The 21,503-nt window shown below is 62.3% G+C and carries 18 protein-coding genes; 14 read left to right on the top strand and 4 right to left on the bottom strand.

What is annotated here, in order from left to right; translation table 11 throughout:
• Positions 1-226 precede the first annotated feature (226 nt).
• The 6 genes from FDP28_RS00600 (at position 227) to FDP28_RS00575 (ending at position 8,519) form a co-directional block, all read left to right on the top strand.
• Positions 227-2,911: a polysaccharide lyase 8 family protein gene (locus FDP28_RS00600; protein WP_144658679.1), complete on the top strand. Its 2,685-nt coding sequence runs from the start codon at positions 227-229 to the stop codon at positions 2,909-2,911.
• A gap of 92 nt (positions 2,912-3,003) precedes the next feature.
• Positions 3,004-4,158: a substrate-binding domain-containing protein gene (locus tag FDP28_RS00595; RefSeq protein WP_144658678.1), complete on the top strand. Its 1,155-nt coding sequence runs from the start codon at positions 3,004-3,006 to the stop codon at positions 4,156-4,158.
• Between the two features lie 128 nt (positions 4,159-4,286).
• Entirely contained in the window at positions 4,287-5,600 is a 1,314-nt protein-coding gene (locus FDP28_RS00590) for an ABC transporter substrate-binding protein (protein ID WP_144658677.1), read from the top strand.
• 71 nt (positions 5,601-5,671) lie between these two features.
• On the top strand, positions 5,672-6,607 hold the full coding sequence (locus tag FDP28_RS00585; RefSeq protein ID WP_144658676.1) for a carbohydrate ABC transporter permease: 936 nt from the start codon (positions 5,672-5,674) through the stop codon (positions 6,605-6,607).
• Positions 6,604-7,518, top strand: coding sequence for a carbohydrate ABC transporter permease (locus FDP28_RS00580; protein WP_260842274.1), 915 nt, complete (start codon positions 6,604-6,606; stop codon positions 7,516-7,518). Before FDP28_RS00585 ends, FDP28_RS00580 begins: the two co-directional genes overlap by 4 nt.
• Entirely contained in the window at positions 7,515-8,519 is a 1,005-nt protein-coding gene (locus FDP28_RS00575; protein ID WP_144658675.1) for a hydroxyacid dehydrogenase, read from the top strand. The genes FDP28_RS00580 and FDP28_RS00575 overlap by 4 nt, the downstream gene beginning before the upstream one ends.
• Positions 8,520-8,580: 61 nt before the next feature.
• Here the strand turns inward: FDP28_RS00575 and FDP28_RS00570 are convergent, their stop codons facing one another.
• Positions 8,581-9,981 carry a M20/M25/M40 family metallo-hydrolase gene (locus FDP28_RS00570; RefSeq protein WP_144658674.1) on the bottom strand — a complete coding sequence of 467 codons (1,401 nt, stop codon included), beginning with the start codon at positions 9,979-9,981 and terminating at the stop codon, positions 8,581-8,583.
• Between the two features lie 95 nt (positions 9,982-10,076).
• On the opposite strand from FDP28_RS00570, the gene FDP28_RS00565 reads away from it, so the two are divergent.
• Positions 10,077-11,549, top strand: coding sequence for an aminotransferase class I/II-fold pyridoxal phosphate-dependent enzyme (locus tag FDP28_RS00565; protein WP_144658673.1), 1,473 nt, complete (start codon positions 10,077-10,079; stop codon positions 11,547-11,549).
• Positions 11,550-11,711: 162 nt separating this feature from the next.
• Positions 11,712-12,458, top strand: a complete 747-nt coding sequence (locus FDP28_RS00560) for a GAF and ANTAR domain-containing protein (RefSeq protein WP_144658672.1) — start codon at positions 11,712-11,714, stop codon at positions 12,456-12,458.
• A 23-nt stretch (positions 12,459-12,481) separates the two neighbouring features.
• On the opposite strand, the gene FDP28_RS00555 is transcribed toward FDP28_RS00560, so the two are convergent.
• The 3 genes from FDP28_RS00555 to FDP28_RS00545 form a co-directional block, all read right to left on the bottom strand.
• The gene (locus FDP28_RS00555) at positions 12,482-12,703 is read right to left on the bottom strand and encodes a hypothetical protein (protein ID WP_144658671.1); all 222 of its coding nucleotides are present in this window, start codon (positions 12,701-12,703) and stop codon (positions 12,482-12,484) included.
• Between the two features lie 78 nt (positions 12,704-12,781).
• Positions 12,782-13,555 (bottom strand): GAF and ANTAR domain-containing protein, encoded by a 774-nt coding sequence (locus FDP28_RS00550; protein ID WP_144658670.1) that lies wholly within the window; start codon positions 13,553-13,555, stop codon positions 12,782-12,784.
• Positions 13,556-13,734: 179 nt separating this feature from the next.
• Positions 13,735-14,472, bottom strand: coding sequence for a GAF and ANTAR domain-containing protein (locus FDP28_RS00545; RefSeq protein WP_144658669.1), 738 nt, complete (start codon positions 14,470-14,472; stop codon positions 13,735-13,737).
• A gap of 206 nt (positions 14,473-14,678) precedes the next feature.
• Between FDP28_RS00545 and FDP28_RS00540 the strand changes: the two genes are divergently transcribed.
• From FDP28_RS00540 to FDP28_RS00515, 6 genes are all read left to right on the top strand, one after another.
• On the top strand, positions 14,679-15,371 hold the full coding sequence (locus FDP28_RS00540) for a histidine phosphatase family protein (protein ID WP_144658668.1): 693 nt from the start codon (positions 14,679-14,681) through the stop codon (positions 15,369-15,371).
• 24 nt (positions 15,372-15,395) lie between these two features.
• Positions 15,396-15,947: a DUF3090 domain-containing protein gene (locus FDP28_RS00535; protein ID WP_144658667.1), complete on the top strand. Its 552-nt coding sequence runs from the start codon at positions 15,396-15,398 to the stop codon at positions 15,945-15,947.
• Complete coding sequence (locus FDP28_RS00530) at positions 15,947-16,714, top strand: SCO1664 family protein (protein ID WP_144658666.1); 768 nt, start codon at positions 15,947-15,949, stop codon at positions 16,712-16,714. The genes FDP28_RS00535 and FDP28_RS00530 overlap by 1 nt, the downstream gene beginning before the upstream one ends.
• A 294-nt stretch (positions 16,715-17,008) precedes the next feature.
• On the top strand, positions 17,009-17,935 hold the full coding sequence (locus FDP28_RS00525; protein WP_144658665.1) for an EAL domain-containing protein: 927 nt from the start codon (positions 17,009-17,011) through the stop codon (positions 17,933-17,935).
• Positions 17,936-18,073: 138 nt separating this feature from the next.
• Positions 18,074-19,123: an AraC family transcriptional regulator gene (locus tag FDP28_RS00520; RefSeq protein WP_144658664.1), complete on the top strand. Its 1,050-nt coding sequence runs from the start codon at positions 18,074-18,076 to the stop codon at positions 19,121-19,123.
• 144 nt (positions 19,124-19,267) lie between these two features.
• On the top strand, positions 19,268-21,487 hold the full coding sequence (locus tag FDP28_RS00515; protein ID WP_144658663.1) for a catalase: 2,220 nt from the start codon (positions 19,268-19,270) through the stop codon (positions 21,485-21,487).
• The last annotated feature ends 16 nt before the right edge of the window (positions 21,488-21,503 follow it).

Here is a 21,503-nt window from a genome sequence, read left to right as displayed (position 1 = left end):
GGGATCGAAAGAAAACATCAAAGATCGGACTTCACGCCAAGCAGGCATAAATCAAAGTCACCCCGATTGTTCATTACTGTTCAGCTCAACATCATTTGCTTGACCCGCTGACTCCCGTGGCCTTTCATGGAACCAACCTGATCCCGGGGCTGCCCCAAGCCGTCCGGATCACACCCCCTACAACTCCCCCGCCGCACTTCGCTGCGTCCGGAATCAAAGGTGAACCATGGATGCAACTCCCTCAACAGGCCCGGCACTAACCGACAAATCCTTCAGCCGGAGGTCCTTGCTCCTCGCGGGATCGGCTGCAGCCGCTTTGCTCACGAGTCTTCAGGCCGCACCGTCCAAGGCCGCCGCCAACGACGATCCGTTCGCCGTGGCCAGGCAAGCGTGGAAAGCAGGGATCGTCGGCTCTGGATACAACCCGTCAGATCCTCCGATAGCATCGCGGCTGACCTCTGTCGCCTCAACGGCCACGAAATGGCAGTCATCGATGATCACCGGGACGCCACGGACTTCCTTGTGGGCAGATCTGCCGTTGGGCGCCAAATCCGCCAATGTCACTTCCCACGCCCGCCGACTCCGCGACATGGCCATCGGGTGGGCCGCCGAGGGGTCCCCGGCTTACCGCAGCAGCGGACTGCGTGCTGCCATTATCGATGGCCTCGACTGGTTCACCTCCCACGCCTACACTGCCAACTCTGCGCCCTATGACAACTGGTATGAGTGGATGATTGCCACTCCCCAAGCGTTGAACGACACCGCTGTCCTCATGTTTGAGCAGCTCGCGCCCGCGCAGATCACCGCGTGCGTCGCCGCCCAGGAAAAGCAGGTGCCGGAGATGCCGACCACGGGCACCAAAGCCGCTGCCGCCAACCTGGCGCTCATAGCCGATGGCTTCAGCGGGCGCGGAGTCCTGGCTGGGGAACTGGACACCGTGAAAGCCGCATTGGCCAGCCTGGCATCCATCTTGTCCTATGCCCAACCTGTCGGGGGGACGGTGGGTCTGCTGAATGGCGGTAACGTGGGCGCCATCAACGGTGGTCCCGACGAGGCAGCCTTCTTCAGTCACGATGGCTTCTATCCTGACGGTTCTTTCATACAACACGGTCAATTCCCGTACGTCGGCGGCTACGGTTCCAGCTTCCTCAGTTCGCTGGTGGCCACCATTACCCGCACGGCAGCGCTGGGGACACCCATCGACACCTCGATTGTTTACACCTGGATCCACGAGGCTTTCGAACCATTCCTCTGGAACGGCCTGGTCATGGACACAGTCCGGGGACGCAATGTTGCCTTCTCGGCCAGCGGCAACCACGACAGCGGCCATGGCATCCTTGCCGCCTGCCTGCCCCTTCTTGCCAGCGCCTCCGGGGCCGAACGACAACGTTTGGCTTCCATGCTGAAGCAGGAGCTCACTGCGGATACGGCCCACGATCCCACTTCTGCGTTTTCCCTGGCCTCGCTGGTCGGCGCAAGGACGCTGCTGGCCGACACTTCCGTTTCGACCAGGGGCCCGCTGGTGAAGACGCAGGTTTTCGGCGCCATGGACCGCGTACTTCACCGCACGGAAAGCTATGCGGCAGCTGTGGCCATGCACTCGCTGCGGATCTCGAACTACGAGACGGGCAACAACGAAAACCTCGCCGGTTGGTACACCGCCGACGGGGCCTTGTACTTGTACACGAATGACCTCGCCCAGTTCGACAACGGGTACTGGTACACCGTGGACCCCTACCGGATTCCCGGCACGACCGTGGACCGGGTGGAAAGGACCTATGCCAACGTCCCCTGGCGGGCCGAATACCACAACCCCGACTATTGGGCAGGTGGAGTGACTGCCGGCACCTGGGGAGCGGCGGCGCTCCGTTTGAAGGCGGAACAGCCCTCATCCCTGAGGTGCCGTAAGTCCTGGTTCTTCTTCGGCGAGCAGGTTCTGTGCCTCGGCGACGGCATCAGTGCCGCGGCGGGTCGAACCGTCGAAACAGTTCTGGAGAACAGGCGTTCGACGTCGGTGGCATCGGCCGGCGTCACCGTTGACGGGCGCGCCGTGGCCGGCGTCGAAGGAACAACCGACGCAGTACCGGGCGCCCGTTGGGCGCATCTGGAGGGTGTTGCCGGCTATGTTTTTCCAACCCCTACCGACGTCCGCGCACTGCGCCAGAGCCGTACCGGAAAGCTGGCCGACATCAGCCCCAACCGTTCATCCCCTGCCGCAAGCAACACTTTCTCCACCCTTTGGCTGGACCACACCGCATCCGGAACCGATTCGTACGCCTACATCGTCCTGCCGGGAGCAAGCGCAAGTGCAACAGCCCACGTAGCTGAACAATCTCCGGTTCGTGTCATCGCCCGTACCGGGGTGGTGCACGCAGCCCGGTATGAGTCTGCCGGGCGATGGGCTGCGGCTTTCTTCGAAGCCGGAGCCGCATCCTTCGTGACGGCTTCCCAACCCTGTGCCGTTGCCGTGGAGGAATTGGCCGACCAACTGGTGCTGACCCTCAGCGACCCCACCCAGTTGTCCTCCTCCATCGTCCTGGAACTGGACATCCGGCCAAGTGCGGTTGTATCCGCAGACGCGGGCGTTGAGGTGTCCCGCCAGAACGGCAGGACACGGATCACGGCGGACGTGAACGGAACTCTGGGAAGCAGCAAATCGGTCAGGCTGCGTTATGTCCTCACACCAGAGCTGGTGTCGGAACGACTCAAGGACATGAACAAGGCAGGCTTGCTGGGCAAGGAGCCGTACAAGCAGTTGGATGAGGTCCTTGCGCGGATCATCACTCCAACACGGACCAGCAGCGGGGCATCGTTCCTGACAACTTTGGAGGGCCTCAAGGCTGTAATTGACACCGCAACGTACACGGAACTGGAAGATCTGGGTTCGCGCCTGCTCGCACGGTTGTCCTGAGTTCCAGACGGTCCTGGGAACCAATGCTTACACTTGAACACAAAGGAACATAATGAACACGATCTAGTGCACACCTCGAGAGGCCGGTCCGGATGCTGTCGGAAAACCGCAAACACCTCATACTCAGGGAACTGGCGCTCAAAGGTTCGCTCAACGCCTCCGAGTTCGCAGCCCAGATCGGGACCTCAGGCATGACGGTCCGCCGCGACCTTGCCATCCTGGAGAAACGGGGACTGGTGGAACGGGTGCATGGCGGCGCGATCGCGGTTTCCGACGCCGCCGGTCCGCAGCAGCCGCTGCAGGTGCCTGCCGGCCGGGGCCCGCAACGCGGGGCGGTCGCTACCATCGGAATGATCGTCCCCTCGGCTTCCTACTACTTCAGCGGCGTCATCCGTGGTGCTGAGACCGCAGCAAGGGAAGCGGGCGTTCGTTTGATTCTTGGCGTCTCGAACTACTCGAGCACCGAAGAACAACGGCAGCTTCAGAGAATGTACGATCTCGGCGTCGACGGGATACTGGTGACGCCAAGCGAGGCATCGCTCTCGGACACAGAAACGCTCGATCTGCTGGCAGCAGCGGCCGTTCCGATCGTCGTCGTGGAGCGATCCATCGAAGACGCACTCGATCGCGGCGATTTCGAGTGCGTACGCAGCGACCATGCCCAGGGCGCCCGCATCGCCGTCGCCCATCTCCAGGAGCTGGGACACCAACGGATCGCTCTGTGCCTGAGGGAGAACAGCCCTACAGCGCCGCCGTTGATCGAGGGATTTGCTCAGGCGATGGAAAAAGCCGGACTGCGCGCCAATCCCGCAAACACCATGGTCCGCACCATGTCCCGCGCCCGGAACGATCCCCAGGCCCACCATGAGCTGGTTGCCGACATCCTCGATCGGTGCATACGGGAGAAAGTTACCGCCGCTATCGTGCACACGGACGAGGACGCCCTGCAGTTCGCCAGCGTGTGTCAAGAGCGCGCAATCAGGGTGCCCGAGGACTTCGCCATCATTGCCTACGACGATGAAATCGCGGCGCTGGGGACCACGCCCCTGACTGCCGTAGCGCCACCCAAGTTCGACGTCGGACACCAAGCGTTGGTGATGTGCGCGAACCGGGTCATCTCCCGACGCCCCGGCCCCACTGCGCGGCAGCGCGTCAACCTGTCCCCCACATTGGTCGTCCGTAACTCGACGCTGCCTGAGGAAGCAGAGCCGGGGCTGACTGTACTTTTCCAAGGTTCACTCGCCTGATCACCGGTACATTGTTCATTTGTGTTTATTTTGTAGTCTACTGTTCATCTCTGTTGCTTCAATGGATGTAGTCGAGTGCAGCCCCCGCACTCCCCGACTTCGCATCGTGAACTTCAAAGGAGAACAGAATGAAGCGACGCCAGCTTCTGCTGGGAGCCGCCAGCCTCATGGTCAGCGCGGCCCTGGTGTCAGGTTGCGCCAGCACCCCGGCTGCCAACCCCGCTCCCACTCCCACGGAGGACCCAAGCGGTACCATCACCTTCTGGTCTTCCCTGGCCGGCATGGACAAGGTAGCCGCGGCCTTCAACGCCAGCCAGGACAAGATCAAAGTCAATTTCGAAACCATTCCCAACGGTGCCGGCGGCGGTTACGCCAAATTGTCGACGGCGATTACGGCCGGCAACGGTCCGGATGTTGCCACCATCGAATACCCCCAACTGCCGCAGTTCGTCAGCAACGGCCAGCTGCAGCCCTTGGACGCGTATATCGACAAATCAGCCACCGTGGACAAGCTCAGCGACGGCACGAAGGCCTTGGTGCAGTTCGGTGACCAGAGCTATGCGCTGCCCTACGATGCCGCGCCCATGATCATGTGGTACCGCAAGGACATGTTGGACAAAGCAGGCGTGGGCGTCCCGAAAACCTGGGAAGACTTTGAGGATGCAGGCAAAAAGCTGAAGGCCGTGGCGCCCGACGCCCACTTGGCCAGCTTCAATCCGAACGAGGCCTCGCTGACCGCGGCCCTGTCCTGGCAGGCGGGCGCCAAGTGGTTCGGCACTGAGGGTGACAGCTGGAAGGTCGGTGTGAATGATGAAGCAACGCAGAAGGTAGCAACGTACTGGCAAAAGCTCATCGACCAAAAGATCGTCAAGGTCCAGCAGTCCTTCAGCGACGAATGGTCAGCGGACCTGGCCAGTGGCGCCGTCGTCGGTGTCCTCGGTGCCAACTGGAGCGCCACCGGCATCCAGAAGCGCACCGAAGCCAGTGGCCAGAAGGGCCAGTGGATCGCCGCGGAGGTGCCCAACTGGGGTACGCCGGCCGATGCCTTTTACGGTGGGTCCAGCTTCAACATCACCAAGAGCAGCAAGAACCCCGCAGCGGCCGCCAAGTTCATCGAATACCTGTCAACCAGCCCTGAAGCCATCCAGGCCCGCGGGAACACTGGCTCGGCCTTCCTTGCCTTCCCGGGATTGACGCCCGTGGCCCAGAAAGCCTTCGACGCCAGCTACTTCGGCAATGACATCTACCAGGTCTTCGACAAGGCATACTCCACCATCACTCCGGGCTGGCAGTGGGGACCCAATTGGGACATCACCAACACCGCCCTTAAGGACGCCTACGGCAAGTTGACCACCGGTGGGAAAGTCAAAGACGCCGTTGAGGCAGCCCAGGACGCGACCGTAGCCGGACTCAAGCAGAGCGGCCTCTCCGTCAAGGAGTAGGCCCGCATGGCAGGGTGGTCCGGGAGCCAAACCCGCCCGGACCGCCCTGCCGCGGAGGAGACACAAACATCATGGCCCTGACCAAGGCAGCCCCCATTCGCCGCCAGCGCAAAACCCGATCCATGTCCGGAACCGGCGGCCGCACCGCGGCGTTGTTCCTGACTCCCTTTTTCGCCGTCTTCGCCCTTGCGATGGTGGCACCCGTTATCTACTCGATCGTCCTGAGCTTCTTCGCGCAGCAGAAGTCGGGCCTGGGCTTCGGCCAGGCCAAAACCTCGTTCGTGGGGGTAGAGAACTACATACAGGTCCTCCAATCCGAGAGCTTCGTAGCAGGCATCGGGCGGCTCGCCCTGTACTGCGCCATCTACATCCCGTGCATGGTGGGAGGTGCCCTGGCATTCGCGCTCCTTTTGGACGCCACCGTGGCAAGGGCAAGGAAGCTCTTCCAGCTGCTGGTTTTTCTTCCCCACGCAGTCCCGGGCGTGATCGCTGCCCTGATTTGGGCATATCTCTACACCCCCGGCGTCAGCCCCATTGTTTCGGTCCTGGAGGGCGGGGGCATCTCGCTGAACTTCCTGGATAACCACATGATCCTGCCCTCCATAGTGAACATCGCGGTGTGGGAGTGGACAGGTTACAACGTCATCATCTTGTTCACTGCTCTCCAAGCTGTCTCCAGGGAGGTCCTGGAAGCCGCCCGAGTGGACGGTGCAGGGGAAATCCGGACAGCCTTCAGCATCAAGCTACCCCTGATCCTCCCGGCCCTCAGCGTCATCATGTTGTTCACCGTCATAGGCACGTTGCAGCTGTTTACCGAGCCATCCATCATCGGCAAAGCCACAGCCTCCGTGACCAGCACCTGGGTCCCCAACATGTGGGCCTACGATGCCGCCTTCAACCGGCACAACCTGAACCAGGCAGCCGCAGCATCCATCATCATCGCCCTTGTCGCAGCTGTGCTGTCCTGGGTCGTCACCCGCTTGAGCTCAAGGATGAACAAAGCATGAGCACCCCAACACTGACCAGGACCGGCAACGCCGCAAGGCAGCTTGCTTCCCACGGAAAGGGAAAAAACAACCACCCGCGCGGGTTCGCCGGCAAGTTCACCGTCAACGCCCTCCTGATCCTGGGTTGTGCCTATATGGTCCTTCCCGTCCTGTGGCTGTTCTTCGCCTCCACGAAAAACGCCGCCGATCTCTATGCCACAGGCGCCTACGCTTTTGGACACCCGGCGTTCTTCGAGAACGTCGCCGCAGTCCTCAACCAGGACGGCGGGATGTTCCTCCGCTGGATGGCCAACTCAATGTTCTACGCGGCTTTCGGCGCCATTCTCGGCGGCCTGATTTCCGTGATGGCGGGCTACGCGTTCGACAAGTTCCACTTCCGCGGCAAGGATTCCTTCTTTGGCGTGGTCTTGGTGGGAGTACTCATTCCCAATACGGCCACGGTCTTGCCGATGTATATGCTGGCCTCGGTTTTCGGACTGACAAACACTGTGTGGGCCATCCTGATACCGGTACTCTGCAATCCGTTCGGCGTCTACCTGGCCAGGGTGTACTCGGCGGCCTACGTCCCCTCGGAGACCTTGGAAGCCGCCCGAGTCGACGGCGCAGGTCCGGTCCGGTCCTTCTTCTCCTTGGGTCTGCCGATGATGCTCCCGGGATACGTCACCATTGCCCTCTTCCAATTCGTCGGCGTGTGGAACAACTTCATGCTCCCCTTGGTGATGCTCCAGGACCAGCAGCTGCTCCCGGTCAGCGTCGGCATCTCCATCTGGCAGGGCTATTCCCTCCCCCAACCGGAATTCACGCCCATGGTCATCACCGGCTCGTTGCTTTCCGTGATTCCGCTCCTCGTGGCCTTTATCCTGCTGCAGCGTTTCTGGAAGTCCGGCCTGACTGCAGGGAGCGTCAAATGACCTTGAACATCGCCCTGGCCATGCCCGAAAACACGGCACAAGGGGTCTTCCCCCCGCGAAGCCTGGACCCCTTGGAGTCCAGCTTTAAGATCCTGAGCCGGGAACCCATCCAGGATTTCCATTCCCCCGAGGGACGCGCCCTGATCAGCAAGGCAGACGTTCTCCTCACGGGCTGGGGCTGCCCCATGATCGACGACGCAGTATTGGATGCCGCTCCACGGCTGCGATACGTGCTCCATGCCGCAGGAAGCATCAAGCATCATATTGGCGAGGCCTGTTGGGAACGTGGAATCCAGGTCAGTTCCGCTGCGGATGCGAACGCCATCCCCGTCGCCGAATACACGGTTGCCATGATTATCCTGGCCAACAAGCGGGTCCTCCAGATCGCGCGGGCACTCCATACAGGCCGCGAGGAGGTCCTGCCGGAACAGCTCTTCCCGGACATGGGGAACTACCGCAAACGTGTCGGCATTATCGGTGCCTCAAGGATCGGCCGGCATGTGATCCGGCTGCTTGCCCCCTATGAGCTGGACATCGTCGTCGCCGACCCCTACTTGTCACCACGGGAGGCGGAGGCTCTGGGAGTCGGGCTGGTCAGCCTGGAGCAGCTCATTACGGACAGCGACGTCGTGAGCCTCCACGCGCCGTCGTTACCCTCCACGAAGAACCTCATCGACGCCGGGCTGATTCAGAGCATGCGGCCCGGCGCAACCTTCATCAACACCGCACGCGGCGAACTCGTGGACCAGAATGCCCTGCTCGCCAGGGTGGAGCAGGGCGATCTGTATGCGATTCTGGACGTCACGACGCCTTGGGTGCTGCCATCGGATTCACGTTTTTACACCCACCCCAACGTCCTGCTCACCCCGCATGTGGCAGGTTCGTTGGGAAACGAACTGGAGCGCATGGCGGCATCTGCCGTAGACGAGGCGCTGCGGCTTGCCCGCGGCGAGCCCCTTCGGTTTCGCGTGCGCGCGGAGGACCTCGCCTTCACCGCCTGACCGGTTCCCATTGTCCACTGGGGTCATAGGACCCCTTCGGATGCGCGTTGGTTGAGGACAGTTAGCGGCAGGAGAAGTGCAGTTGCGCCAAAAAGAGCGCCTCTGCCACGATCGCATTCCGGAGTTCGCCGAGGTGCACGGATTCGTTCGCCCCGTGGGCGCGTGTATCAGGATCTTCCGCCCCGGTGATCAGGACGGAGCAGCGTGGCTGCTGCTCAGCGAGCGCCGCTGCGAAGGGTATGGAGCCACCGACACCCATCATGACCGCGTCAGCGTTCCACGCTGTCTTCAGTGACCATAGCGCTGCCTCAACCATCGGATCGTTGGGCGCCACGCTGAAGGGTCGGCTCCGCGCTCCGGGGACGAACTCCAGTTCTGCACCGAAAGGCAGATGCTTCGTTGCGTGTCGCCTCACTGCTTCCATTGCATCGTCGGGGCTGACGCCGGGCGGTATCCGGAGACTGAATTTCACGGACGCTTCGGGTAACAGGACATTGCCGGCGGTCGCTGTGGATTGGGCATCCAGGCCCAAAAAGGAAAGGGCCGCCGTAGCCCAGAGCCTCGATGTCAGCGAACCGCGGCCAGCCAGTTTCACACCAGGCAGCACGCCTGCGTCCCTCCTGAAGACCCGCTCATCCATCTCAAGCTCCGGCCCGGACGCTCCCAACAACCCCTCCACGGCAACGGAGCCGTCGTCGTCGTGGAAACTGGCCATGAGCCGCGCCAGAACGGTCAGCGCATCCAGGACCGGACCGCCATAAGTGCCGGAATGCAGAGCATGGTCCAGGACACGGACCCGGATGATCCCGTCCACCAATCCCCTCAGACTTGAGGTCAGGGCAGGAGTTCCGATTTCCCAGCTCCCGGAGTCAGCCACGATGGCTGCGTCCGCATGGAGCTCCTGTCCATGCTCCGCGAAAATGCTGTGAAGCGTAGGCGAGCCGGCTTCCTCCTCCCCCTCGATGAACACAGTGAGCCCAAGGCCGTGTGCTGGCCCAAGAGCCATGTCCAACGCGTGAATGGCCGCCAGATGCATGACGATACCGGCCTTGTCATCGGCGGCGCCCCGCCCAAAGATCCGGCCTTCGCGTTCGGCTGCTTCAAAGGGCGGAGTGGCCCATGCCTCGGCTGGCCCGGCTGGTTGCACGTCGTGGTGGGCGTAGAGCAGGACTGTCGGAAATCCGGGTGATGCGGTTCGCCGGGCCAGCACTGCGGGTGCCCCGGGGATCCTATCTGGCCCTTCGCCGCGAATGATCGCCACATTGGGAAAACCCCCGCTTTCGCAGAGCTTGCGGACCTCGGCGGCACTGCGCTCCAAGTGCCCGGGATCAAACCCCGGCCACGCCACTCCCGGTACCTCGACGAGATTCGAAAGTATCCTGCGGTGCCGGTCCAGAGCCGAGTCCACCACTGCGGCAATCCGCGCGATTGTGGATCGTGGCAACTCCGGCAAAACCTTCATGGACGATTCACCTTGCGTCTTGAGGGGTACGGAAAAGATGACGGGAAAGACGTGATTGTCAGCTTACTTACTTCTAGCGCAAGGATGGAATGGCAATGGACCAGAATGAAGCACCCCTGCTGGAGGCGCTGGCCGAGTACCACCGCTTTGACCGCTACGGCTTTACCCCGCCCGGGCATCGCCAGGGAAGGGGCGCCGATCCCCGCGCCCTGGACATCCTGGGAGCCGATCCGTATAGATCCGATGTCCTTTCCACGGCGGGCGTCGACGACCGCAAGTCCTCCGGCAAGTACCTGAGCAAGGCCGAGGAACTCATGGCTGAAGCAGTCGGGGCAGAGAAGGCCTTCTTTTCCACCTGCGGGAGTTCCCTCTCGGTGAAGGCCTCGATCCTCGCCGTCACCAAGGGCAACGGTGATCTGCTGATCGGACGTGACGCACACAAATCAGTGGTGGCCGGAATTATCCTCTCCGGCCTCCAGCCCCGCTGGATCCGCCCCCAGTGGGACCGCGAACTCCACATCGCGCATCCGCCATCCCCTGAAGAAGTGGAAAAGATGTGGCAGCGGTACCCGGATGCCGCCGCGGCGTTCATCACGAGCCCAACCCCGTACGGGACCTGTGCGGACATCGCAAAGATTGCCGAAATCTGCCACTCCCGGGGAAAGCCGCTGATCATTGATGAAGCCTGGGGCGCGCATTTGCCCTTCCATGACCGCCTTCCGACGTGGGCCATGGACGCGGGAGCAGACATCTGCGTGGTCAGCGTCCACAAAATGGGCATGGGCTTCGAGCAGGGTTCCATCTACCATCTCCAAGGCAACCTGGTGGATCCGATACGGCTCAGCCAGTGTGCCGACCTGCTCTCAACGACCAGCGCGAATGTGATGATCTATGCCGCAATCGATGGTTGGCGACGACAGATGGTGCAGGAAGGCCGGAAGCTGCTGGAGAATGCCCTTACTCTCGCAGACAGAGTCAGAAGCGACATCGACGCAATGGACGGCCTCCACGTCCTGGGATCTGAGTTGACCAGGGCAGAAGCATCCCATGACTTTGACCCACTTCACGTCCTGATCGACGTCGGAGAGCTGGGGATCAGCGGCTACCAGGCAGCAGACTGGCTGCGGGCGACGCGCCGGATCGACGTCGGACTCAACGACCACCGGCGCATAGAGGCAACGTTGTCCCAGTCCGACAACGAAGAAACCACCGAACGACTCCTGACAGCCCTGCGGGACCTCATCAATGCTGCCCGGGAGCTGCCAACGCCACCAAAGGTCCAGGTCCCGGAACCGGAGGATCTGGAGATGGAAACGGTCATGTTACCCCGGGACGCTTTCTTCGGTCCGGTGGAGAACGTACCGGCGGAGGAAGCAGCTGGCCGCATCGCAGCCGAGCAGATCACCCCTTATCCCCCGGGTGTTCCGGCGATCCTCCCCGGCGAAAAGATCAACGCGGCGGTGGTCGACTACCTGCGAAGCGGCTCCGCTGCCGGAATGGTGCTGCCGGACCCAGCGGACCCTTCGGTGGACACCATCCGCGTGGTGGCGCACCAGCGGGACCAATGATCAGGGCCGGTCAGCTGTTGCGCGCTCCAGGCCCAAACTGACTGGTGTGCATTGCACCTTGGAAGCGTAGCGTTAACGTCATCGGAGAATTGCGCGCCACGTGGCCTGCCGGGTACACCCCAGGGACAGGCTGACCATCCGCGTGTTTTGAATCGGGGTGACATGGCCGATTACGTGGGACCCACCGCGGAACAACTGCAGGACTTACTCCTGGAGAACCCGGGGTTTGCAGATTTCCTCCTGGGGTTGACCACCATCTCAGCTTCGCTTCTTGGTGCCAGGGACCCGATGTTGTGCGCCATAACCGTCGAAAGGGATACCTCGCCCGCCACCGTGGCCAGCAGCAGCGACAAAGCCCGGAGGCTCGACGAAAAGCAATACGCGTTCGACGACGGACCTTGCCTTACAGCCTTGAGGAACCAGCGCACTGTCCTCATTGAGGACCTGCGAATGGACCGCGGATGGCGGGACTACGCCAAACGGGTTGCCGGCGAAGGAGTCAGGTCCGTACTGGCCGTTCCCATTGAGAGTGAGGGCGCCTCGCGTGCTGCCCTGAACTGCTACGCCTTGACACTGGGGGTCTTCGATAAGCCGACCGTTGCCGCGGTCGAAGCCCACGCCGCTTCAATTTCCAAGACCCTTCGCCTTGCCCTCAGGCTGCACAGGAGCAACGTTCCGGATCACCTCACCACGGTGCTGCAGTCCCGCGCGGTGGTGGACGCCGCGGTGTCGTTGATCATGGTGCAGAACCATTGCAGCCGGCAACAGGCCATGGATCTCCTCCACGTCGCGGCCCTCAACAACAGCCGAAGGATTCGCGATATCGCGACCGAAATCCTCCAAGGTTCCGCATCAGTCCGGCCTCCGTCTCCAAAGCAGCCCACGATAATCGAAAATCAGGAACCCTGACCGACAGCAGCGGCACCGGGACACTACTCCTCAAGGTCGCTTTCGCCACCCATGGTATCGTGCCCGTAGCTGGCCCGCCTGCCATTTTGGCCGCGCGCATCCAACGTCTCGTTCAGTGCGTGGGCCAGCAAGTCACGCTCCAGCGGTGGCAAGCTGAGCGCACCGTAGTAGTACGCCTGAATTTCGACGAGGCCTGACGCACCACCAATGCCGAAGTAAGCCATCCAGACCTGTTCCAGGGTCAAGTCGGTATCCTCCAACGCCAAGCGAAACTGGTGCCGTTGCAACTCCTCACCACTCGCAAAGCTCATAGTCTCCCCCGGTCAATCAGCGGATCCCGGCACGTTGTCAATGACTTCACGCGCCACCTCATGCAGCCGGCGCTTCTCCTTGGTGGACCGTGCAATCAAATGCAGCACAGCCTCCTGCTCGCCCAGGCCCAGCGTGGCCATGGTTATGCCTTTGGCAGTTGCTATCAGGTCGCGGTGCGCCAGGGACGATTTGAGCTGGTCACTAAGCGCCGAGACTCTCTCCTTGGCAAGCGCATTGACCAGGAAGATCGAAGCCTGTGAAGCAAAGGCTTCCAAAAGGTGGATCAGTCGAGGTGAGGCCGTTCCCGGCGCCTCCCAATAGACTTTGATGGCCCCAAAGGCCAGATCACCGGAGAGCAGCGGCACACTGACGCAGGAACGCACTCCCAGATCCGCTGCTGCCTGCCCCCATTGAATCCACCGGGGATCCGTACGAATGTCCTCCGAATCCACGGGCTTGCCCGAGGCCCAGGCGGTCAGGCAGGGCCCTTGCCCCAGCTCGTATTGCAATGCGTCCGCGGCGGCCACAACCGTCGAGGTGGAGGCCGCACTGCTGCGCCTCCCATCGGCTTCCATCAACGACACGCCCGCACCCACGGCGTCATCGACGGCAAGCACGGCCGCTTCTGTAATCAATGCAAGGGCATTCGACACCGTTTCTTCAGTAAGCAGCATGTTCGAGGCCCGTGCGAACATCACAGCCAGCTCATCCGTCAGGGGCAGCTCACTCACCGGTACCACCGCATCTTCCACGTCGCCATCCGTCGCGGGACCGATCCACATCATTCCCAGCCATCATTCTTGACCTTTCCGCGCCGCTTCACAGTCCACAGGAACCGACGTTGGTAAGTATCCTTATTATAGTGAGAACTGAAAGCTCAGAACAGCGCACCACGATAGTCCACCGCACAGATCGTTCGTACGCAACGCGCCCCGCCGGATGCCGCGCTTCCGGAGCACAGCCCTTAGTCCTGAAAGAACGTCTTTGTGGCTTCCTGCGGATCGGAAATCCCCGCGATAATGCCTTCGGCGACATCATGCAGTTTCTGGTTTCTGTTCTGGGATGCCTGCTGCAGAAAAGCGAAAGCTTCGCTCTGGGTGCAGCGGCTTTGGGCCATGATCATGCCGCATGCAAGGTCGATGGCAGTCCTTCGGGCCATAGCCGCTTTCAGGTCCTCCGCCAAAAGATCAGCTGTTGAAATACGCAGGGCAAGCCGGAGCGCCTGGGCGGCTATATCCGCGAACACTTCAGCCTCGCGTATGGCGTCCTCCGTGAACTTCCCGGCTTCAGAGGCAAAGAAGTTCAACGCGGCCGCAGCGTCCACCCCCAAGGACAACGGAACACCCAGGGCGCTTTCAAAACCTGCCGAGGCCAGGTCCTTGCAGTACTCGGGCCATCTCCGGTCAGTCGTAGCATCTGCCAGGAGCACAGACTGTGAAGTTTCCAGGGCCTCCTGCGCAGGACCACTTCCAATCGCCTGCTCAATACCGTCCAGCAGAAGCGCATTGTCGCTGCTTGCGGCAACGGTGACCGCACGCTTACGCCTCCACAAGGTCACGGCACACTCGACACGCACCCCGGCGGCCCGGCTCAGCGTCGTGGCGGCATACCGCGTCATGCCGTCCAGGAAATTCCGGACGTCTCCAGCAGGGATCAACTGATGGAGGAGCTTGAAGTCTTCGTTTTGTTCCCGGGTTTCCATGTCAATCTCCCAAGAGGAACTGACGGTGGGCAGGGGGACGCATCAAACCTCCGCGGTAAAGCGAAAAGGGCGCCGGGCTTCTTCAGCGAAATTTTGACTCCACTATGCCGCATTAAAGTGGCTTCTTTCAAACCCTCAGTTTCCCAAGTGTTCCTTTCCGTATAAATGGTTCACAACACCCCGGATCAGGTGGTTAGGCTGGGTGGATGGCGACAGTTATCCTCGTGCGGCACGGCCGCACCACGGCCAATGCAACCGGACTGCTGGCCGGGCGGGCCCCGGGAGTGAGGCTGGACCAGGCCGGGCGGGAGCAGGCAATCCGGACCGCAGACCGCCTCACGTCCATACCCCTTGTGGGAGTAGTCTCCAGCCCTCTGGAACGTTGCCGGGAGACGGCTCAAGTCATCCTTGATCGGCAGGAGGGCAGCCCGCACGCGCCGGTCGAGGACGACCTCACCGAGTGCGATTATGGCCAATGGCAGGGCCGTACCCTTAGCGAGCTCGCCACGGAGCCATTGTGGCCCACAGTCCAAACGCAACCATCCGCCGTCGTCTTCCCCGGTGGTGAGTCCATGGCCGGGATGCAGGCGCGGGCCGTAGCCGCGATCCGACGCCACGATGCCGCGTTCGAAGCGGAGTTCGGCCCGGGTGCCGTTTGGGTGGCGGTGAGTCACGGAGATGTCATCAAGTCGGTCCTCGCCGACGCCCTCGGCATGCACCTGGATTTGTTCCAACGGATCAACGTAAGTCCCGCCTCCGTATCGATCGTGCACTACGGCGCCAACCGGCCCAGCGTTTTCGCCACCAACACGGACGCCGGCGATCTCTCGTGGCTGGCGAAGGGCATTTCGTCCGGTGACGCCCCGGTCGGCGGCGGCGCAGGGCAGAAGACGCCGTGAACCGCATGTGCATAAAATACTGACATGCCTACGCGTGTTCACGAGTTTGCCTGGCCGGACCGGGTTGTCATTGGCACCATTGGCCTACCTGGAGCGCGCACGTTCTATCTGCAAGTGCGCGCAGGGACGCAGATCGTGAGTGTTGCCCTTGAGAAGCAACAGTCCGCACAGCTGGCAGAGAAGATCGACGAACTCCTGGACCAACTCAGCACCGTCAAGGACAACCCCTTCAGCGTCCCGTCGAGCAGCCCTGTTGAGCTGGACGACAATGAGCCGCTCGAGTCTCCCGTGGAGCAGTTCCGCGCTGGAGCCATGAGCCTTGGTTGGGATCCCACAACTGCACAAGTCGTCATAGAGGCCTATCCGATCGATGCCGACGTTGACGACCTCGATGAACCGCTCGAAAACAACGGGCCCGAGGACACCGAGATGCTCCTGGTGCGCATGCCGGTGGGCACTGCCCGCGCGTTCACCAAGCGCACCCATGAAATCGTCGCAGCAGGCCGGCCCAGCTGCGCCTTCTGCGGATACCCCATAGACCCCGAAGGCCATACCTGCACACTTCCCGAGGTCTGATGGCAGAACCGGACCTGGTCGCCGACGAGCTGACGCTTACCGGCCGCATCACGACGGCGTCGAACGCTACGTTTCTAGGAAGCATCGGCGAGGTGCCTGTCGTCTACAAACCGATAGCAGGTGAGAGCCCGCTGTGGGATTTTCCGGACGGGACGCTGGCGCACCGGGAGGTAGCCTCCTATCTGGTATCCCAGCTCCTCGGCTGGAACATCGTGCCGCGAACGTGGCTGCGGGACGGTCCCCTGGGGACCGGTATGGTGCAGCTGTGGCAGGAGCAGGACCCCAGGCAAAACCCGGTGGACCTGGTCGCGACGGACAATGTGCCGGATGCGGGTTGGAAAGCCGTTCTTGAAGGCCAGGACGACAACGGGCGAATGGTCGCCCTGATCCACGAAGACTCCCCGGCCCTCCGACGGATGGCCGTGTTCGACGCCGTCGTCAACAACGCTGACCGGAAAGGCAACCACATCCTTGCCATGCCTGACGGGCACCGGCACGGGGTGGACCACGGGCTGACCTTTAATAGCGAGCACAAGCTGCGCACGGTTCTTTGGGGCTGGCTGGGAGATTCCCTCACCGACGAGGAACGTGAAGGCGTCGAGCGTGTCCGCAAAGGACTGGACGGCGACCTGGGTCGTGACTTGGCCGGGTTGCTCACCGCCGGGGAAATCGCGGCGCTGCATGCGCGTTGCTCACGATTGTGTACTGCCGGACGGTTTCCGGCGCCGCACGGCGGCATGCCGGCCGTCCCATGGCCGCTGTTCTAACAGGGCGGGAATCCCAACGGTTTCGACGACGGCGGTAAGGTCCCTGCCCCGCCCAGCGACTTGGGGGATGGCCGGGCGGGACAGGAACGTTGACAAGCCTAGCCGCCGACCCCGGAGCGAACGGGCGGGCCCGATGCCGTCGCGTGCAAAAATTTCCTCACGGGCATTCAATCCGTGCAGTGAGCCGGAGGGCCTTCGCTGCTTTGCACGAAAAGTAACGCACCGGACCCAAGACTGCACAGAGTGATACAGCTGCGCGTCCCTCCCTCCGCACGGGAACCATAGTGTTTTGCAATGGTGATCTTCACAGCCATCACACAGTCAGTGCGCAGCGGTGCACGCCGCAATGGTGCCGGGCCGGATGTCTTTTTCGCGGGCGCGGCAGTAGGAATTATTTCGTCAGTGCTGGTTCAGCTCGCCTTCAGAGCCACCGGCCTCAAGGGTGCTGCCGGGCTGACAGCCTCTGGGAGCGGTGCAGGCCCGGCGGATGAAAGGCTGGGCGCCAAAGTTCAGGACATCATCAGCAGCCGGGCCGTGTCAACGGCTTTTCAGCCTATCCATCACTTGGAAACCGGCGAGGTCACCGGAGTCGAAGCGCTGACCCGCTTCTCCGGCTGGCCCATCCAGGCACCTGACGCTTGGTTTGCCGACGCCGCCTCCGCGGGATGTGTACTTGAGCTCGAATTCCTGGCGTTGGAGAGTGCACTCGCGGCCGCCGCAGCACTCCCGCCCCATCTCTACGTTTCCCTGAATGTGTCTCCACAGGCATGTTGTGATCCGCGCATGGACGCCATTCTTCAGGGCTCATCGTTGCCTGCCGAACGAATCGTCCTGGAGCTGACCGAACACAGTCCAGTGACGGACTACCCATCTCTCTGCGCAGCCCTGGCGCGAGCACGCGCGCTTGGTTTGCGGATCGCGGTTGACGATGCCGGCGCCGGGTTTGCATCGATGCGCCACATCCTTCACGTGCGGCCCGACGTGATCAAGCTGGATCGGGACCTCGTCTCCGGAATCGAAGGGGACCAAGCCAAAAAGGCCCTCGGAGCGGCCATGGTGACGTTCGCTGCGGGTATTGGAGCGGCCTTGGTTGCCGAAGGAATCGAGACCGAGGGAGAACTGGCAGCAGTAAGGGAGCTGGGAGTAACCGCAGGGCAGGGATATCTGCTCGGGCATCCCGCCGTCGAACCGGAGGTGTGGTGGACATGGCAGGAGCTGTGATGTCTACCACTGGTGACCACGTATGCCCTGCGCTGTACCTAGACTTGTAACTTCCCATCGCATGAGCGCGCTGCACTGAGGTTCAGCAGAACTGCTCAGCAGAACAACGGCTGCCGGGCAGCCAAAAGGCCACACCCCATGAAATGCACCCCCTCGACCAGCCCCGATCATTCATTGCCCGATGCCCGCACCCCACGCAGTGAAGGGATCAAACGCTACGCCGTCCCGGCAGGGCTGAACCCGGAGGATAGGTTTGAGCACTGGCGGTGCTGGTATGGCAGCGCCATTGACACCCCGGCACGCCTGGAAAAGACCGAACGCCAGATCCGGCCGGGCTTCAATCCAACGGCCGTGAGCCTTGAGGGACCCGGCTTCAGCCTGGTGGACGTAGTTAACGAACCGGCCATCTGCCACTGGAGGGCCCCGGCCCCTGCCCAAAACTGGCTGGTGTACTTCCGAAGTTCATGCGCGGGATTCAGTTTCTCCGGACGATCCGAGGAGATTGCCCCAGGCACCGTCAGGTTCCTCGACCACTCCTCCGCCGGCAGTTTCCACGCACCAAAGGGCCTCAGTGCAGTCAGGTTGCATTTTGACCGTCACCTGTTGGGCCTGAACGACACATCAATCAAGCGGTTGGAAGGCTTGGGCGATATCAGGGAACACCCCTTGGTCCGTGGGTTGATGGTTCCGGCGCTATCCAGCTGGCAGGACGCAAACGTGGAGCGGGAAATTGGCCGCTTGGAGCCTGTTTTCCGATCCATGATGACCGGCTTGGTCGGCTCCTTGCTGGAAGCCCGGGTCGATGACGCTGAGGTAAAACCGGCGCGCATAGCCGCGATCAAGAAGTTCATGAGGAGGAACTACAGGAATCCGGACTTGAACGTTGAACAGGTGGTGGCCTATTCACACCTCTCCCGCCGGGCCCTCTACTACCTTTTCGAAGCCGAAGCCCTGCAAGTGAACAAGTTCATCCGTGCTTTGAGGACTGTGGAAGCCTTGGAGCTTCTCTCCGACACAGATTCCTGGATGCGGTCGCTGGCGAATATTGCCGAGGCCAGTGGGTTCACAAATCTGCAAGCCATGCGCCGCGCCGTCAAGGACGCCACCGGCCTGTCGCTCAGTGACGTGCAGGAGCAGCCTGGACTTGCACAAGTACACGCCGCAGGATTGCGAAAGCTCCTGGGGTAGTAGCGCTTCATTCTCCACGCTTGGACCGAATTTCAATTTGCAGTGTTGAACAACATTCCCTAGGGTACAAAACATGCTAAGCATGCTTAGCATCTCGCCCCATCGGTAGAACACTGCTGGTTTACCCATTCTGAGGAGAATTTCATGGCGGACAAGAAGCGCGACATCAGCATCCCCGGAGTCCCTGGCAGCGAGCCGGCCAGTTTGGAAGAGCCCACCACTCCCCGCGAACCCCTGCCGCCCAAGCCGGACCAGCGCGCGCCCGAGGCTGTCTCTCCAACGGGTACTCCCACCGGGGCGCCGGCCACTGCACGTGCCCAGTCCGGCCAGTACCTGACCACAGCACAAGGACTTCGCCTGGCCGATACCGACCATTCCCTGAAGGCCGGCCCGCGTGGCCCCATCCTGCTGCAGGACCACCACCTGCGGGAGAAGATCACGCACTTCGACCACGAGCGCATCCCTGAGCGCGTAGTCCACGCCCGCGGAGCCGGCGCCCACGGAGTATTCCGTTCCTACGGCACCGCAGCCAACCTCACCCGCGCCGGGTTCCTGGCCAAGGACGTGGAGACCCCCGTCTTCGTCCGTTTCTCCACCGTGCTGGGCTCCCGCGGTTCAGCCGATACGGTCCGCGACACCCGTGGCTTCTCAACGAAGTTCTACACGGACGAGGGCACCTACGACCTCGTGGGAAACAACATTCCAGTCTTCTTTATCCACGACGGCATCAAGTTCCCCGACGTCGTGCACGCAGCAAAGCCCCACCCGGACCGCGAGATTCCGCAGGCACAAAGCGCCCACGACACTTTTTGGGACTTCGTCTCCCTCCACACCGAGGCCCAGGCGCACACGATGTGGAACATGTCCGACCGTGGCATCCCCCGCTCCTACCGGACCATGGAAGGCTTCGGCGTCCACACCTTCCGGTTCGTGAACGCGGAGGGGCGCACCACTTTGGTGAAGTTCCACTGGAAGCCGAAGCAGGGCGTCCATTCCCTCGTCTGGGAAGAAGCGCAGATCATCAACGGCATGGACCCCGACTTCCACCGTCAGGACCTGGCCGACGCCATTGAAGCAGGCGCCTACCCCGAGTGGGAACTCGGAGTCCAGACATTCCCGGACACCGAGGACCAGATGTTCGAAGGCATCGACCTCCTTGATCCCACCAAGTTCGTGCCCGAGGAACTGGCCCCGGTCCAACCCATCGGCGTCATGACCCTCAACGCCAATCCCACCAACTACTTCGCCGAAACCGAGCAGGTGGCCTTCCACCCCGGCCACCTGGTCCCGGGAATCGACGTCACCAATGATCCCCTGCTGCAGGTCCGGCTCTTTTCGTACTTGGACACCCAGATCTCGCGTCTCGGTGGCCCCAACTTCGGCCAGATTCCCATCAACCGCCCGCAGGCTCCGGTCAACGACATGCTGCGCGACGGGATGCACCAGCAGGCAGACCACAGCGGAGTCGCCCCCTACCGCCCCAACTCCCTCGACGGCGGTTGCCCCTTCCACGCCGGCCAGGACGTCGGGGCGTTCATCGATGTCCCGGAGGAACTCGCCGCGTCCCTCAAGGAGCGCCGCAACCCGGCGACCTTCGATGACCACTACAGCCAGGCGAGGCTCTTCTTCCGCAGCCTGAGCCCCATCGAGCGGGACCACGTGATCCAGGCCTACACGTTCGAACTGGGCAAATGCTACGAAAAATCCATCCGCGAACGCCAGCTCGCCGCTTTGGCCAACATTGACGCCGATCTGTGTGCCGCAGTGGCCAAGGGTTTGGGCCTTCCAGCACCCGCCGCGAGCGTGGAGGTGCCGGATTCCGAATCCAGCCCTGCCCTGTCGCAGGTGGGGAAAACCTGGCCCGTCACTGGCCGCATCGTGGGGATCCTGGCCGATCAGGAAAGCGATCTGTCCGCAGTGCAGGCGGCTCGAAAGGCTCTGGATGCCGAGGGCATCGTTCCGCTGGTCATCGCACCGGAAGGCGGCTTCCTGGGTGCGGAGGACGACGGCGGGATCCCCGTCCAGCGTACTTATCTCACGGCCCGCTCAACTGAGTTTGATGCGGTCATTGTGGCGACAGCTCCCGCCCCGGCACCTGACGCAGCACCCGGGCTCGATGCCAAGGCCGGCGCGCCCGGTGGCGAGTTGGATCCTCGGGCAGTATTGCTGCTGACCGAGGCTTTCCGTCACGCGAAAGCCATTGCCACGATGGATGGCGGCTCAGCGGCGCTGGCTGCGGCCGGCATTCCGGAAGGCACGCCGGGCATTGTGACCGGGAAGAACGGTGAATCCCTGGTCCAGGACTTGGTCGGGCTGCTGGCAGCCCACCGGGTGTGGGAGCGGTTCGCGCCGGCGTCGGCCTGACAGACTGCCTGCCCCG

Origin of the sequence: Paenarthrobacter nicotinovorans (genome assembly GCF_007670255.1) — a bacterium.
Classification (GTDB): domain Bacteria; phylum Actinomycetota; class Actinomycetes; order Actinomycetales; family Micrococcaceae; genus Arthrobacter; species Arthrobacter nicotinovorans_B.
Note: the sequence above shows the minus strand (reverse complement) of the source record. Positions and strands in the feature narration are given on the sequence as shown.